At 40.7% G+C, this 12,994-nt stretch carries 12 protein-coding genes; 7 read left to right on the forward strand and 5 right to left on the reverse strand.

Annotated features, from left to right (window positions below; genetic code table 11):
* Positions 1–29: 29 nt before the first annotated feature.
* Both AOG27_RS04110 and ilvY read right to left on the reverse strand, forming a co-directional pair.
* A complete protein-coding gene (locus tag AOG27_RS04110; protein ID WP_054551717.1) occupies positions 30–1,079 on the reverse strand; it encodes a GGDEF domain-containing protein in 1,050 nt (349 codons plus the stop codon).
* Positions 1,080–1,258: 179 nt separating this feature from the next.
* Entirely contained in the window at positions 1,259–2,161 is a 903-nt protein-coding gene (gene ilvY / locus AOG27_RS04115; RefSeq protein ID WP_054551718.1) for an HTH-type transcriptional activator IlvY, read from the reverse strand.
* 146 nt (positions 2,162–2,307) lie between these two features.
* Between ilvY and ilvC the strand changes: the two genes are divergently transcribed.
* The 4 genes from ilvC to AOG27_RS04135 all read left to right on the forward strand — a co-directional run bounded on the left by ilvC (position 2,308) and on the right by AOG27_RS04135 (position 7,960).
* Positions 2,308–3,780, forward strand: a complete 1,473-nt coding sequence (gene ilvC / locus AOG27_RS04120) for a ketol-acid reductoisomerase (protein ID WP_054551719.1) — start codon at positions 2,308–2,310, stop codon at positions 3,778–3,780.
* 144 nt (positions 3,781–3,924) lie between these two features.
* Positions 3,925–5,838, forward strand: a complete 1,914-nt coding sequence (locus tag AOG27_RS04125) for a methyl-accepting chemotaxis protein (RefSeq protein WP_054551720.1) — start codon at positions 3,925–3,927, stop codon at positions 5,836–5,838.
* Positions 5,839–5,922: 84 nt separating this feature from the next.
* Positions 5,923–7,107, forward strand: coding sequence for a tetratricopeptide repeat protein (locus tag AOG27_RS04130; protein ID WP_054551721.1), 1,185 nt, complete (start codon positions 5,923–5,925; stop codon positions 7,105–7,107).
* Positions 7,094–7,960, forward strand: coding sequence for a M20/M25/M40 family metallo-hydrolase (locus AOG27_RS04135; RefSeq protein ID WP_054551722.1), 867 nt, complete (start codon positions 7,094–7,096; stop codon positions 7,958–7,960). Before AOG27_RS04130 ends, AOG27_RS04135 begins: the two co-directional genes overlap by 14 nt.
* Here the strand turns inward: AOG27_RS04135 and AOG27_RS04140 are convergent, their stop codons facing one another.
* Complete coding sequence (locus tag AOG27_RS04140) at positions 7,961–8,278, reverse strand: GIY-YIG nuclease family protein (protein ID WP_054551723.1); 318 nt, start codon at positions 8,276–8,278, stop codon at positions 7,961–7,963.
* A 117-nt stretch (positions 8,279–8,395) separates the two neighbouring features.
* On the opposite strand from AOG27_RS04140, the gene AOG27_RS04145 reads away from it, so the two are divergent.
* Complete coding sequence (locus AOG27_RS04145) at positions 8,396–8,758, forward strand: outer membrane protein assembly factor BamE (protein ID WP_054551724.1); 363 nt, start codon at positions 8,396–8,398, stop codon at positions 8,756–8,758.
* A gap of 41 nt (positions 8,759–8,799) precedes the next feature.
* Here AOG27_RS04145 and AOG27_RS04150 read toward each other — a convergent pair whose 3' ends face one another.
* Positions 8,800–9,126, reverse strand: a complete 327-nt coding sequence (locus AOG27_RS04150) for an RnfH family protein (RefSeq protein ID WP_054551725.1) — start codon at positions 9,124–9,126, stop codon at positions 8,800–8,802.
* Positions 9,123–9,563 carry a type II toxin-antitoxin system RatA family toxin gene (locus AOG27_RS04155; protein ID WP_054551726.1) on the reverse strand — a complete coding sequence of 147 codons (441 nt, stop codon included), beginning with the start codon at positions 9,561–9,563 and terminating at the stop codon, positions 9,123–9,125. Before AOG27_RS04155 ends, AOG27_RS04150 begins: the two co-directional genes overlap by 4 nt.
* Before the next feature lie 133 nt (positions 9,564–9,696).
* On the opposite strand from AOG27_RS04155, the gene smpB reads away from it, so the two are divergent.
* The gene (smpB, locus tag AOG27_RS04160) at positions 9,697–10,176 is read left to right on the forward strand and encodes an SsrA-binding protein SmpB (RefSeq protein ID WP_054551727.1); all 480 of its coding nucleotides are present in this window, start codon (positions 9,697–9,699) and stop codon (positions 10,174–10,176) included.
* A gap of 265 nt (positions 10,177–10,441) precedes the next feature.
* Entirely contained in the window at positions 10,442–12,967 is a 2,526-nt protein-coding gene (locus AOG27_RS04165) for a TonB-dependent receptor (protein ID WP_235523675.1), read from the forward strand.
* Positions 12,968–12,994: the final 27 nt, after the last annotated feature.

Genomic DNA, 12,994 nt, shown 5'->3' on the forward strand with positions numbered 1-12,994 from the left:
AAATTTGATACATATTTCGATTAAGTTTGTTACTCCTCGACAATCTCTATGCGATTGCGACCATGTTCTTTAGCTAAGTAAAGCGCCTTATCAGCTTTAGCAATGAGCTGTTCAGGGTTACTATTTTTAGCTTTTATCGCAATACCAAAACTAGCCGTTACTTGACTCAACACCTTATCAGAATTTGGCTTCTTGATTTGTAATTTAGCGATAGTTTGGCGAAGTAGCTGTGTGAAATTAGTCATATCACTAATACTTGCAAACTGGGCCGTAAAGCAAAACTCTTCACCACCGTAACGATAGACTTGGCCAATACTGGAAACATGCTTTAATAGCTTAGCAGACACTGCTCGTAAAACTTGGTCCCCTTTTTGATGTCCAAAGTTATCATTAAATGATTTGAAATGATCAATATCTATCATGGTTAATACTGATACTTGAGCTAATTCATTGTTTTTACAAAAACGCTTTATATCCTCATCAAACTTGCCACGATTCAATAACCCTGTTAATGGATCTCTTTGCGCTTTATCTTTCGATCTAATCAACTCTTGTTTTAAGTCGGTAATTTCTGCATAAGCTTGTGCTAGTTGATTTTGAAAGTCCTGTGCCCTACTTTGTAAGGTCGCTGACTCGTCACTTAGACGTTCTACACAATCAAGTACATCATCAAAGCCTGTTTCTTGGCTGATATCTGCATTTTTTAGTTTCAAATGGCATTCTTGAAGCGTTTGGTTAAACTCTGTTGAGTAATTTATTGCTTCATTGATGTCTTGATGTACCTTTCCAACAACATCATTAAAACCACCTGATAACTGATAAAACAATGCTAAATCATCACTAGATAGAAACTGGTTGAACAGCGCTTTAGCATGCTCGTGGCTGCACGTTTTAAATTCATCAATAATTTTATCCAAAGCATCATTAAGTTCGGGGGTTTTATTGCTGACATACGCATACCAAATCGCATAATTTAGCGGTGTTATTGGCATCTTGTACTTAACCATGAGAGGAATAGCTTGTTTTAAACAGTGACTTGAATAACTTAGTGAATGCTCGGCTTGCGCAGAAAGTATCATGATTCTAGGCCATGAAAATTTTATTATTTTAAATTACGTTAACAACACCTTGAAAAAAAGCAATAAAAATGGATTTTATCCATTTAAAACCAGTAAAAAACACGAAAAATAAATGCAAAAACCAATACTAAATAACTATCAAAAATTAAACCTTTTATACCAACATCAAATCGTTAACGCTAAATAGCTTGCTGAGTAAGTGATTGAGCAATGCTCCAGATAGCATTGAGCGCAGGATCATGGCGCTCTTTATTCAAAACAGCTAAACCAATTTCGAAACCAGCAACAGTCTGCTCAGCATCACTTACGATTTGCACTTTATCTTTAAGCGGACTGTTGTCCAAAACTATCTTTGGCACCATGGCAATACCTAAACCTAAGCTCACCATAGACACCATCGCTTCATGGCCTGCAACCTGAGCGTAAATTCGGCCGTGAATATTCTTTTTACGCCACCACTGCTCAAGACGTTGCCTTGATAATCCTTGCTCAGCAACAATAAACTCTAAATCTGACCAATCAATTTGTTCACTGGCAGAAAGCTTTTCGCTGATCGGGCACGCTATTTTTGGTGCTATCAATACTAATGGTGAGTACCCGACACTGGTAAAGGCAATTTGCCCAGGTAGCTTTAAAGGTTTTGCGGCAATTGCCATATCTTCATGGCCATCTAAAACACGGTTTATTGCAAGAGCGGGATCACCGGTATTAAGGGTAATTTCAATATATGGATGTTGCATTCGCAATTGCTCGAGTATTTGATGTAAAAAACTATATGAGGCAGTTACAGAACAATAAATACTGACATTGCCATAAACATGCTGTTGTGGCTCTTGTACATTAGCCTTAAAACGATGCCAGTTAGCCAGCGTCGCATTTGCGTACTCAATGAATGACTCACCTTCGCGAGTTAATTTGACAGTGCGATTATCCCGATTAAAGAGTACCACCCCAACCTCTTCTTCGAGCTGTTTAATATTACGGCTCAAAGTTGGCGCACTGATATGGCAAAGCTCACTCGCTCTGGCAAAGTGTAGCGTCTTGGCTAACGCTAAAAAGTAATTAAGATGTTTGTGATCCATACCGCCACCATTTCATTTTATGAAATACTTTAATTCAAATATATCATTTTACGCAAGGTAAAAAATTGCATAGTGTTAATACATACAAAGAACACCACGTCGGTTCTTTGATTTTCTAACAAAATTGTATTTATAGGACACTAACAATGGCGAATTATTTTAATACTCTTCCTTTGAGAGAGCAGTTAGCGCAATTAGCGCAGTGTGAATTTATGGACCCAGCAGAGTTTGCTGATGGTGTAGACGCTTTAAAAGGGAAAAAACTCGTTATTGTCGGTTGTGGCGCACAAGGCCTTAACCAAGGTTTAAATTTACGTGACTCAGGCTTAGATGTTTCTTATACATTACGTGAATCAGCAATTACTGAGCGTCGTCAATCTTTCTTAAACGCATCTGAAAACGGTTTTACTGTAGGCACGTATGAAGAGCTTATTCCAACAGCAGATGTAGTTTTAAACTTAACACCTGATAAACAACATACGGCTGTTGTTAATGCCATCATGCCATTAATGAAACAAGGTGCAACACTTGCTTATTCACACGGCTTCAACATTGTTGAAGAAGGCATGCAAATCCGTGAAGATCTAACTGTTATTATGGTTGCACCTAAGTGCCCTGGTTCAGAAGTACGTGAAGAGTACAAACGTGGCTTTGGCGTACCAACATTAATCGCGGTTCACCCAGAAAACGACCCTCAAGGCCATGGTTTAGCGCAAGCTAAAGCGTATGCAGCAGGTACCGGTGGTCATCGTGCGGGTGTACTAAAATCATCATTCATTGCAGAAGTTAAATCTGACTTAATGGGTGAGCAGACGATTCTATGTGGCATGTTACAAACTGGTTCACTACTTTGCTTCGATAAAATGGTCGAAAAAGGCATTGATGCAAGTTACGCGTCAAAACTAATCCAATATGGTTGGGAAGTGATCACTGAAGCACTTAAGTATGGTGGTGTAACTAACATGCTTGACCGTTTATCAAACCCAGCAAAAGTGAAAGCATTTGAATTAAGTGAAGAGCTTAAAACAATCATGCGCCCACTTTATAACAAGCATATGGACGATATCATCAGTGGCGAATTCTCACGCGGTATGATGGCTGATTGGGCTGAAGATGACGCAAAATTACTCTCATGGCGCGCAGAAACTGCCGAAACTGCATTCGAAAAGCAACAAAATACCGACCAAGAAATCAGCGAGCAAGCATTCTTCGACCAAGGTATTTTAATGGTTGCAATGGTTAAAGCAGGTGTTGAGCTTGCCTTCGAAACCATGACTGCAGCAGGTATCATCGCAGAATCTGCTTACTATGAATCACTACACGAAACGCCGCTTATCGCAAACACCATTGCTCGTAAGAAGCTTTTCGAAATGAACCGAACTATTTCAGATACTGCAGAGTATGGCTGTTACTTATACAACCACGCGTGTTTACCACTTTTACAAGACTTTATGAAAGACGTCGATACAGATGTGATTGGTAAAGGTCTTGATAGTGCAAGCAACCAAGTCGATAACCAAACCTTGATTGCCGTGAATAAAGCACTACGCGAGCACCCGGTTGAAATCATTGGTAGCAAACTACGTGGTTACATGTCAGCAATGAAGAAAATTGTTTAACCCTGGAAAGTAAGTTTCGCTTGTTAGAAACCAAGCCCAATTGCTTATATGCTTTGGGCTTTTTTTTTGTCCCTACATTGATTCGTCATCTGTAAAGTGTATGCTAAAATTACTGACTTAAATGTTGTAAACTAAGACACTTTCATGGCGTTAAATCAATTCACCATCACTAAAAAAATTACCCTACTTGGCAGTTCTATCGCCCTCATTGTTGCTGCGTTAATCGGCGCAACAGCGATATACAGTGCAAAACAAATCATTGAACAGCGAATGATTGAATCGGAACTACCGAGCAAACTACAAGCAATTGATAATTATATTACTCACGATATAAATCAAATGATCAGTGCAGCTGAGCAACTCTCCAGTAACGAGTTTGTATTAGAGTGGGCTAACTCTGGCAATACAGATGATAAAACACTGCTAAAAGAGCTTAACCGCCTTGTTACCCAGTACGATCTAGCAACGGCTTCTTGGGCTAACCGTGAAACAGCACAATATTGGAACCAAGACGGTTTCTTGCGCGTTTTAACTAAAGAGCAAGATGGTTGGTTTTTCGCGTTTACTAACACCGCACAACCCTTTTCGATCAGTATCTATCAAGAGTCACCGACTGATGTAAAAATGTTTGTGAACCACCAGCAAACTAATGGCATTGGTTTAGCAGGCCTTGCAAAAAGTATCGACGATATGCAGGGCATGCTTAAACGCTTTCAAATAGAAGAAACCGGTTTTGTATTTGTTGCAGATAAAAACGGCCTAATTCAGCTGCATAAAGACGAAAACAAAGTCGCAAAAGCTAAGTTGGATGACGTTTATAAAACGGGTATCACGCGTACTCTGCTAACGCAAAGCGACTTCAATTTACAAGAAATCAACCTTAATGGCGAAGCAACCTTAGTGGCGGCAAGCCCAATTAAAAACACTGATTTGTTTGTTATTGCCCAAGTGCCAAAGCACGAAGTGTTTTCGAGCATTCAAGTTTTACAATGGCAAATCATCAGCTTTGCGATTGTGATTGCGTTGATTGCAAGCTTTGCAGGTTTAGTACTGGCACGTACGCTTTCATCGCCGCTGTCGAAAATGGCTGAGTTGTTCACCCGTTTAGGCTCTGGTGATGCTAATTTAGCGTATAGACTTCCTGACTCTGAGCAACCTGAACTTGCAAACTTATCAGCGGGCTTTAACCAATTTATCTCTAAGATTGAAACTGCAATTAGCCAAGTTGCTCAAGAAAGTAGTGAAATTAGACAAAGCGCCGATCATGTGTTTCAGCAAGCACAAAAGAACTCAGTGGCGCTTGATAATCAAAAAGAGCAAACTATCTCGGTTGCTGCGGCGATTAATGAAATGGGTGCAACAGTGCAAGAAATTGCCTCAAGCGCAGCGAACACGGCTAAGCTCACTGAGAATAGCAAGCAGAACACTGAACAAAGCCATACTCAGGTAACGCAAAGTAAAGAAGCAATAATTGAATTGGCATGTGATATCGATAATATCACCGAGCAAGTAAACGAGCTGGCAAACAAAACACAAGCGATTGCCAGTATTGTCGACTCTATCAGAGGGATTTCGGAGCAAACCAACCTATTAGCACTTAATGCGGCGATTGAGTCTGCTCGTGCGGGTGAGCACGGTCGAGGCTTTGCTGTTGTAGCTGATGAAGTTAGAGCGCTTGCAAATCGCACGTCGCAATCAACAACGGAAATTCAAACCATGATCAGTGAACTAACAAATACGTCTGATTTAGTGGTTAATCATATCAATCATTCGAAATCACAAGCTCAATTGAGCGTTGATGCAATGCAGAGTTCTGTTGAATTACTTAATGCCATTAACGATGCTGCCAATGAAATAAACGATATGGCAACCTTAATCGCAACTGCAACTGAAGAGCAAAGTAATGTAGTGGCAGATGTCGGTCGTAACATTGAGCAAATAAGTGACATAAGTGATAACGTTATGCGTGAACAAATTGATAGTGAACAAGCAATCAAAGACTTAGCAAACAGTGCGCAAACCCTTGATGACCTTGTTGCAACTTTTGATAAACGCTGACACGTTTTGTAACAGTTAACCCTGACCCTTTTTCATGCACGGCCTATACTTAAATGGTATTAGGCCAAGAATTAAGAGGGTCAAATGAAATTACCTAGCATTGTTTTCGCCTCAAGCTTTTGCTTATTAACAGCGTGTAGTAGTACAGAAAATAACACCGCCCCACCACCACTTGCTTTGGTGCAAAGTAATACGTTTACCCAAACCTCAGTTGAAACCCAACAAGAAATTTTTGCATTAAGCAAACATGTCAAACAACAACTTGACAGTACTTTTCCCAAAGATGGTCGATCATTGCAAAGTACTAAAGGCTTACTCAGGTTTCTATTACAAAATGGCGATGCGTCTTTATCTTATCAATCTGGTGCGACCTTAACGGCCAATCAAGCCTACGAAAATTTAAATGCTAACTGTTTATCGTTATCGATTTTAGCCTATAGCCTTGCTGACTACCTTGGCCTCGAAGGGCAATTTCAAAAAGTGCATATCCCAGAGTATTGGGCGCTGGATAATGGTTTTAACTTACTCACAGGGCATATTAATTTGAAAGTGAGTGAATCAACAAAACAAGTGTTAAATCGTAAAGTTATATACCCTCAAGAGCGCTCTTTGGTGATAGACTTTGACCCTAACAGTCGCCAAGAGGCGTTTAAAACCAGCAACATCAACAAAGCCCGTATCACAGCGATGTTTTATAACAATAAGGGCGCAGCTGCGATGTTAAAACATGATTACGACACTGCTTTTAGCTATTACAAAGCAGCAGTTGATATTGATAGCAACTACTCAGGTGCATGGGGCAACCTTGGGGTATTATTCAGATTAACGAGTGACTACCAAAGTGCTGAAACAGCCTATCAGTATGCGATTAGTTTAGATCCTGACAACAACACCGCGCTAGGCAATTTAGCAAGACTCTATAACCTGACCGATCGTAAAGAGCAAGGCCAAGCTATATTAGCCATGCTTGACAAGAAACGCCAAGCAAACCCTTATTACCATATTTCTTTAGGTAATGATGCCTATACAACCAGCCGTTACCAAGATGCCATAAAACACTACAAAAAAGCCCGTGACTTAAATTCAACCCTGCATGATACTGATTTTGGTTTAGCCAGAACCTATTATCAATTGGGTGACTTAAAACTGGCTAAAAAGTATTTAACTATGGCAAACAATAAAGCTGACTTTGATCATGATAAACAGCGTTACGAAAATAAATTACAAGCGCTTCGCTCGCATACTGCAAAACTTATTGATTATCGCTAGTGCTGCCCTGATAAGCACAGGGCACGCTTTTGCCAATACAAACTTAGTACAAGACGTTATAACGCTAACATCGCCTCAATTTGCTGGGCGAAAAACGAATACAGAGGGCGCTAAATTAGCCGCCGATTTCATAGCAGAGCGCTTTGTCGCTCTTGGCTATTCAGTAAATGAACAAATTTTTACTTATCAATCAGGTTTCTTTAGTGAGGCGGTTGGGAGAAACATTGTTGCGATAAAAAATAGCCCTTGTGAAAAGTGTAAAAAAATTATTTTTACAGCCCATTACGACCACCTTGGGCAACAAGGCAGTCGGCTTTACCCGGGTGCCAATGATAACGCCAGCGGCGTTGCAGCTTTACTTTATTTAGCTGACCACTTTGCACAAAGCCCTCAACGCTATCAGTTAGTGTTTGTTGCAACCGATGCCGAAGAAAATGGCCTACATGGTAGCGATTACTTGGTATCGACACTTAATACAGACAAAATAAAACTTAACATTAATTTAGATATGCTTGTTGTGAATCCACGAAAACCGCGTATCTATGCGTTTTTAGATAAGCAATCATTAGCGCACTATAAAGATGACATTAAAGCTTTGTCTGATGAGCAGCTAACCTTTATGGCAACTAGCTCGTCGGCGAGGCTGAATCGATTATTTGATCTCAAAGTTGATTGGCGCAGAGCAAGTGACCATTATTCGTTTGCTAAAGCGGGGATCCCATACATTTACTTTGGTATCGGACACGATAAACATCATCATCAGAGCACCGACACAGCTGCGCACATCGACTTTACATTGTTCGAATATGCCATGGCGAAAATAGCCCTATTTATTGAAAAGCTTCCAAGTTAGCTACTTTGGTAGCTCAGAGGTTAAAACAAACTGCCTTTTTTGCGCTTTACTAAGCTTTTTTACGCTTATTTCAAGTTTAGTTGCTTCACTACGGTTACCCACTTGCTGTTGATAGATAAGTGTTAAAGGCCCCTTGCCTTTGAGGTTTTTAGCCCCTTTTCCCGCTTGATGCTGCATAAATCGCTTTTCAACATTGGTGGTGATCCCCGTATACCAATGACCCAAACGTGTTTGCACTATGTACAAATGCCACAGACTCTCTGAATTATCATTGTTTTTTATAGGCTGCTGTAAACTTTCTGGGTTTGCTGTGGTCAAATTTGTGCCTCTTGATTGTTAATCGCATTTGTGTAAAAACAATTACTGAAAAGGGTTTTACCTTCAGTGACTAATCGGTATCATGCAGTGTATAAAAAATAAGGATTCAAACAAATAATGCAGTCGTTTAAAACTTTTTCTTTTTGGTTAGTACTTACCCTTACTTTAAGTGCTACAGCAGGGTGTTCAAGCTGGGTTTACCGAATCAACATTCCTCAAGGTAACTTCTTAGAGCAATCAGATGTAGATAAGCTACGTGTTAATATGACGCGCGAGCAAGTACTGTATGTACTAGGCAAGCCAGTCGCTGAAGACTCATTTGATAAAAATACCTGGCACTACCTTTACGTATTCAATCTTGGTCGTAGCAACGAGCAACGTAAATCACTCACTATTAACTTCGAAAACGATAAGCTTGTTTCGTTATCGGGTGACTATGAACAACCTAGCGAATTTAATACGCCGCTTGAACAAGAGTAATAGCAGCGCAAATTATTAAGGGTAGCCTAGGCTACCCTTTTTTATGCCTTATTAAGCGGACGCCCGCCTGTAATTTTATTAGCTCGGCCCTCTTCTTTAGCTTTTTCAGCACGGCGCCTGCGTGCATCCTTTGGATCAGCAATAAGAGGTCGATAAATCTCAATACGATCGCCATCTTTTACTTCTTGATGCAGTTTACAAGTACGATTCCAAATCCCAAGCGTTAAATTATTTGCGTCTATTTCTGGGCACTTCTCGATAATGCCCGACTTAATCACCGCTTGCTCAGCGGTAGTACCTACAGGCACTTCGACCAGTAAACTGGTTGCTGTTGTTGGTAAGGCGAAAACCACTTCAACAGTGATCATGGGCGAACTCCATATACAGTTTTAGCGCGTTGAGTAAATGCATTAACCATATTCTTAGCGACTTCGTTAAATACTTTTCCGAAAGCCAGCTCAATAAGCTTACTAGCAAATTCAAACTCAAGATGCAGTTGCACTTTACAAGCTTTATCGTCCAGCGGTAAAAAGTGCCATTTGCCTTGCAGCTTTTTGAATGGGCCATCAACTAGGCGTAGCGCAACCGTTTGCTCATCAATAAAGGTATTTTCGGTAGTGAACCACTTTTTTAAACCTGCTTTCGATATTTCTAGACTAGCTGTCATACCACTGGCTTGTTGTGTAATGATTTTAGCATCAGAGCAATGTGGTAAAAACTCTGGATATGCATCTACATCATTCACTAAATCAAACATTTCTTTGCTGCTGTACATTACCAGCGCACTTTTTTCTATTTGCGGCATATTCACTCCCAACTTTGTCGGCGAATTTTAGCAAGCTTTGACTATTTACCCAAATATTAGTGACGCGAAAATTTCTGCAAAGCCTTAAAAAAGCGATGTAAAAACGCTGTTTTTACGTATAATATGAGTCACTATGGCTAAGAAAAAATCATCTAAATCGACAAGTAATACCATCGCGCTAAACAAAAAAGCGCGTCATGAGTATTTTTTACACGATAAGTTCGAAGCAGGGGTTGAACTACAGGGCTGGGAAGTAAAAAGTATCCGAGCTGGTAAAGTAAACATCTCTGAGACTTATATTCACATTAAAAACGGCGAAGCATTTTTACTTGGCAGTCAAATTCAGCCTCTCAACAGTGCTTCTACTCACGTAATTTGCGATCCTTTAAGGTATCGTAAGTTACTTTTAAATAAGCGTGAAATCGATCGTCTTATCGGTGCTACAGAACGCGAAGGTTTTTCATTAATCGCAACTGCAATGTACTGGAAAAAATGCTGGGTGAAGTTGGAGTTCCACCTTGCTAAAGGTAAAAAGATGCACGACAAACGTGAAGACGGAAAAAATAAAGATTGGGCGCGTGAAAAAGAACGCCTGATGAAACATAAAGCTTAATTTATGAAATGAGCCTAACCTTTTTGTTAGGCTCGTACCCCCTACCAGTCCTGACTCTTACCACTTAAGAACCTTAACATCTTAATAAACCCATACTTTTTTGCTATTTCATTCACCGCTATTTACATGGTATCAATCTTTGTCGTGATTAATTCACAACACTTTCACAATTATACAAGGATTGAAATATATGAAGAACACCCATCGCTTTATACAACGACCTCTCTACGCATTTACAGTTGCCGCATTAGCAGGCACCAGTTTTATGTCTGTTGCTGCACAAGAAGATGGAGCTGAAAAGGTCGAGCGTATTGAAGTTACAGGTTCTCGCATCAAGCGCTCGGACATTGAGGGGCCATCACCGGTTCAATCAATCAGTCGTGCAGACATCGATAACATGGGCTACGACAACCTACAACAACTATTAGAGCGTATGCCTGTTGCCGGTAATGGTACTTTTTCTACTCGCGGTAATAACCAAGACTCCACAGCCAATGGTGCTGCAGCTGTTAGCCTTAGAGGTTTAGGCTCTGATGCTACATTAGTACTAATTAACGGACGCCGTGTATCTATCAGTGCTTTTGCAGAAAGCATTACCAATTCATTTGTTGATATCAACTCGATTCCAGTCTCTGCGATTGAACGTATTGATATTTTAAAAGATGGTGCATCTGCTATTTATGGTTCTGATGCAGTTGCTGGTGTAGTTAATATCATCTTAAAGAAAGATATTAATGGCCTAGAAGTGAACCTTGGTTATGGCGGTACTGATGGTCCTAACTACGAAGAAAAAACAGCAAGTTTAGTATGGGGTACTAATACAGAGAAAAGCAGCGCATCAATTATTATTGATTACTTTAACAACACAGCACTCTCATCTGATGAAATGGGCCGCCTAGGCACAGCCAACCAAGAACCATACGGTGGTATGGATTTTCGCTCATCGCGTGGCTTTCCGGGCTACTTCTATGTAGATGGTGAAAAAACCATTGATCCAGCCTGCCCAGCAGAAAATGCAACCGCAAGTGGCAGCTGCTTATTTGACTACGGCCCGTATGGTTACGTAACCCCAGCATCTGAGCGTGTCGGTGCTATCTCACAATTTGAATATAACTTCGACAATGGTATTTCAGCTTTCTTAGAGGTTGCAGTACAACATAATACGTCGCAAGCAGCAGGTGCACCGACCCCGCTTGATGAAGATGCAGGCCTTACAGTACCTGCAAGCCATCCTAACAACCCGTTTGGCCAAGATATCGAAATTGGTCGCTACAGAACCGTAGATGCCGGCCCTCGCCAATGGGATATTGAATCTGATACGCTTCGCTTTGTTGCCGGTCTAAAAGGTGAAATAAATGACTGGAGCTGGGAAGCAGCTGTTCAAAAAGGTCGCAGTGAATCAATGCAAACAGGTAATAGAAGCCAAGGTTGGGTGCGCACTGATTTCCTACAACAAGAAATCGATGCAGGTAACTATAATCCATTTGGTGGCACCTATAATGACCAGGCAGTGATTGACCGTATCACGACAAGCTTAGTGCGCCGTGGTGAGTCTCATATGACCTCATTTGATGCAAATATTAGTGGTGAAGCATTCAGCTTTGGCGATGATGTAGTAATGATGGCTGCAGGTATTGAATACCGTGAAGAAGATGTGAGCGATATTCCAGACGACCAATTCCAGCGTGGTTTAATTTTTGGTACTGAGTCTGTATCAGCCGCTGCTGAACGCGACCAATACGCAGCTTACATTGAGTTTTCAATTCCGCTGGCTGATAACCTAGAGCTGCAACTAGCTGGTCGATACGATGACTACAGCGATTTTGGCTCAACTACAAACCCTAAAGTAGCTGTTCGCTGGGCACCAACTGATTCAATCACTGTTCGTGGTTCGTGGGCTCAAGGTTTCCGCGCGCCTTCACTAGCACAAATTGGTTTAGGTCCGTCGGAAGAAAGTCAATTCTTTGTAGATACTTACCGCTGTCAGGCAACAGGGCTTGACTGTAACGCTCTAGATTACAATATCCAATTTGCAGGTAACCCAAACCTTGAAGCTGAGGAGTCAGAGTCATGGAATGTTGGCTTTATCTGGGCACCAACCGCTGAATTTGGTTTTGGAATCGATGTATGGAGCATTACTCAAGATAATAAGATAGATGAGCAAGAGTTCGGCCCTATCTATGATGAAAACTGTAATGATCAAAACAGCACTGTCTGCGTGCGTTTAGCACCACAAAATGGTCAAAGCTTAGGTGTAATCCAAAAAGTTTATAGCACCTTTGAAAACGTCTCATCACAAGAAGTATCAGGTGTCGATGTATCGGCTAACTACACACATGCGATGAACGATTACGGCTTCTTAAAATTCAATTTAGAATGGGCTTACCAAAACGAATTTAAGAAAGATGGCCGCGATTACACTGGCGAATATCGTTATCCTGAAAACCGTTGGATTTTCTCAACAAATTGGGAAATGGGTGACTTCAACACGAATGTGAACGTTAGTTACACGGGCGAGTTTGAAGATACGCCAGATATCGACTTTGACGGTAATTTAGACTTTGATAGCAACACATCACGTATGGTTGATTCACAAACGCTGGTTGATTTACAAACAGCGTATAATTTCTCAGAGAAAATCAAACTTTCTGTGGGTGTGAATAACGTGTTTGATGAAGATCCTCCGTTTGCAATCGGTGATGGCGATGGCGACTTATATGGCTATGTATCAAGCGTACATAACCCTCGTGGTCGTTATTTCTATACTAAACTAACGATGCGTTTTAATTAATCTTGTTGTGCTTAAAAACAAAAACCC

This window comes from Pseudoalteromonas lipolytica (assembly GCF_001306915.1).
In the GTDB taxonomy this organism is placed as follows: domain Bacteria; phylum Pseudomonadota; class Gammaproteobacteria; order Enterobacterales; family Alteromonadaceae; genus Pseudoalteromonas; species Pseudoalteromonas simplex.

Excerpts from the sequence above, each read along its gene's own strand:
- AOG27_RS04130 (WP_054551721.1), top strand. The coding sequence starts at position 5,923 with ATGAAATTACCTAGCATTGTTTTCGCCTCAAGCTTTTGCTTATTAACA.
- AOG27_RS04145 (WP_054551724.1), top strand. The coding sequence starts at position 8,396 with ATGCAGTCGTTTAAAACTTTTTCTTTTTGGTTAGTACTTACCCTTACT.
- AOG27_RS04165 (WP_235523675.1), top strand. The coding sequence starts at position 10,442 with ATGTCTGTTGCTGCACAAGAAGATGGAGCTGAAAAGGTCGAGCGTATT.
- smpB (WP_054551727.1), top strand. The coding sequence starts at position 9,697 with ATGGCTAAGAAAAAATCATCTAAATCGACAAGTAATACCATCGCGCTA.
- AOG27_RS04110 (WP_054551717.1), bottom strand. The coding sequence starts at position 1,079 with ATGATACTTTCTGCGCAAGCCGAGCATTCACTAAGTTATTCAAGTCAC.
- AOG27_RS04125 (WP_054551720.1), top strand. The coding sequence starts at position 3,925 with ATGGCGTTAAATCAATTCACCATCACTAAAAAAATTACCCTACTTGGC.
- AOG27_RS04155 (WP_054551726.1), bottom strand. The coding sequence starts at position 9,563 with ATGCCGCAAATAGAAAAAAGTGCGCTGGTAATGTACAGCAGCAAAGAA.
- ilvC (WP_054551719.1), top strand. The coding sequence starts at position 2,308 with ATGGCGAATTATTTTAATACTCTTCCTTTGAGAGAGCAGTTAGCGCAA.
- ilvY (WP_054551718.1), bottom strand. The coding sequence starts at position 2,161 with ATGGATCACAAACATCTTAATTACTTTTTAGCGTTAGCCAAGACGCTA.
- AOG27_RS04150 (WP_054551725.1), bottom strand. The coding sequence starts at position 9,126 with ATGATCACTGTTGAAGTGGTTTTCGCCTTACCAACAACAGCAACCAGT.